The sequence below is a fragment of the Kitasatospora sp. NPDC008115 genome (assembly GCF_042957205.1).
GTDB lineage: Bacteria > Actinomycetota > Actinomycetes > Streptomycetales > Streptomycetaceae > Kitasatospora.
Window position 1 is genome coordinate 1 of the sequence record NZ_JBIBHU010000080.1, and the last position, 2538, is coordinate 2538.

General features: G+C 70.9%; 2 protein-coding genes. Both read left to right on the forward strand.

Annotation, left to right across the window (positions count from 1 at the left end; all coding sequences use genetic code 11):
* Positions 1-900, forward strand: a 900-nt coding sequence (locus tag ACFZBX_RS36850) for a phosphopantetheine-binding protein (RefSeq protein ID WP_391538186.1), incomplete at its 5' end; no start/stop codon positions are given.
* A gap of 47 nt (positions 901-947) precedes the next feature.
* Positions 948-2538: type I polyketide synthase (locus ACFZBX_RS36855; protein WP_391538187.1), on the forward strand; the 1591-nt coding region annotated here is incomplete at its 3' end.

Below are 2538 nucleotides of genomic sequence, written 5' to 3' on the forward strand. Positions count from 1 at the left end.
GGTAACGCGGCCTATGCGGCGGCCAACGCCTATCTGGACGGTCTGGCGCAGGAGCGTCGGGCCCGTGGTCTGACCGCGACCTCCGTCTCCTGGGGTGGCTGGAAGGGCACTGGCATGGCGGACGGCCAGGCCGGCGAGATGCTCGCCCGGGTGGGCCTGCGTCCGATGGACCCGCAGATGGCGGTGACAGTACTGGCGCAGGCGCTGGAGCAGGACGAGACCCTGCTCACGGTGACCGACATGGACTGGGAACGGTTCGCACCCGGCTACATGATCGCCCGTCACCGTCCGCTGATCGAGGACATCCCCGAGGTCCGCAAGGTCCTGGAAGCGGAGGTCGCCGAGCGTTCCGGTGACGACTCCGCGGCTCGGGCGCTGCGCGAACGCCTCGCCGGGCTGACGGATTTGGAGCGTCTGGACGCCCTGCTCGATGTCGTCCGCACCGAGGTCGCCGGCGTGCTCGGACACGGTTCGCCCGACGCCGTCGCGGAGACCCGTCCTTTCCAGGAGTTGGGCTTCGACTCGCTCACCGCGATGGAGCTGCGCAACCGGCTGAACGCCGCGACCGGCCTGCGGCTGCCCGGCACCCTGGTCTTCGACCACCCGACCCCCGCCGCCCTCGCCGACCGGCTCCGTTCGGAGCTGGTCGGGAGCCGCGGGGACCAGCTGACCGACGCGGTCGACATCAGCCGCGAACTGTCAAGGATCGACCGGGCGTTGCCCCTGCTCGCCGACGACGTACAGGCCCGGGAGGGCATCGTGCAGCGGCTGCAGGAACTGCTCGCCAAACTCGACGAACTGAACGGCTCGGGGCAGGAGAGCGGCGTGGGCACCGACCTGGGGTCCGCGACTGACGACGACCTGTTCGACTTCATCGACCGCGACCTCGGCGTGTCCTGATCCAGCCGATCGTCACGTCCTTCTACTGCCTTCGAGTGGGGATCACCATGACTGAGGACAAGCTCCGTACGTATCTGCGACGGGTGACGACCGAACTGCAGCAGACCCGCCAGAAGCTCCAGACCACTCAGGACCGGCTGCGGGAGCCGCTGGCCGTCGTGGGCATGGCCTGCCGGCTTCCGGGCGGCGCCGACTCGCCCGAGAAGCTGTGGCAGCTGGTCGTCGACGAGGTCGACGCGGTCGCGGGGTTCCCGACCGACCGGGGGTGGGACCTGGACGATCTGTACGACCCGGACCCGGACCGGCCCGGCAAGACCTACACGCGTGAAGGTGCCTTCCTGGAGGGCGCCGGCGACTTCGACCCCGGACTCTTCGGGATCTCGCCGCGTGAGGCGCTGGCGATGGACCCGCAGCAGCGGTTGCTGCTGGAGGTGTCCTGGGAGGTCTTCGAGCGCTCCGGGATCGATCCGCTGTCCCTGCGCGGCAGCCGGACCGGCGTCTTCGTCGGCGGGACCGCGATCGAGCACACCGTGAAGTTGATGAACTCGCCCACCGAGCAGGGCTACGCGGTCACCGGCGGGATGAGCAGCGTGCTGTCCGGCCGGGTGTCCTACGTCTTCGGACTCGAAGGCCCCGCGGTGACGGTGGACACCGCCTGCTCGTCCTCGCTGGTCGCCCTGCACTCCGCGGTGCAGTCCCTGCGCCAGGGCGACTGCACGCTGGCCGTCGCCGGCGGTGTCGGCATCCTGGCGAGCCCGTCGGGGTTCATCACCTTCGCCCGCCAGCGCGGGCTGGCCGTGGACGGCCGGTGCAAGGCGTTCTCCGACGACGCGGACGGGATCGGCTGGGGCGAGGGTGCCGCGGTGGTCCTCCTGGAACGACTGTCCGACGCGCGGCGCAACGGGCATCCGGTGCTGGCGGTGATCCGCGGCAGCGCCGCGAACCAGGACGGTGCGTCGAACGGCCTGAGCGCCCCGAACGGTCCGTCGCAGCAGCGGGTGATCCGCCAGGCGCTGGCCAACGCCGGACTGTCGTTCGCCGACGTGGACATGGTGGAGGCGCACGGGACGGGCACGACGCTGGGTGACCCGATCGAGGCGCAGGCCCTGCTGGCCACCTACGGCCAGGACCGGCAGGAGAACCGCCCGCTGTGGTTGGCGTCGTTGAAGTCGAACATCGGCCACACGCAGGCGGTTTCCGGCGTGGCCGGTGTGATCAAGACCGTGATGGGGCTCCGGAACGGGTTCATGGCGAAGACCCTGCACGTCTCGGAACCCAGCCGGGAGGTGGACTGGTCGGCGGGCGCGGTGGAGCTGTTGACGGAGGCTCGGGCGTGGCCGGAGACCGGCGCGCCGCGCCGTGCCGGCGTCTCCTCCTTCGGTGTGAGCGGCACCAATGTCCACATGATCCTGGAGCAGGCCCCGGCGGACGAGCCGTTGTCGGCCCCGCGACCGGAAGGACCGGAGCCGGCGGACGACACGCCGCAGGCTGTTCCCGTCTTCGAGCCCGTCAGCCCGCCGTGGGTGATCTCGGGTGACACCGGGGCGGCGTTGCGGGAGCAGGCGGTGCGGTTGGGCGAGTTGGTGGCGGGTGGTGGGCTGCGGGAGGCCGATGTGGCGTTCTCGCTGGTGTCGTCGA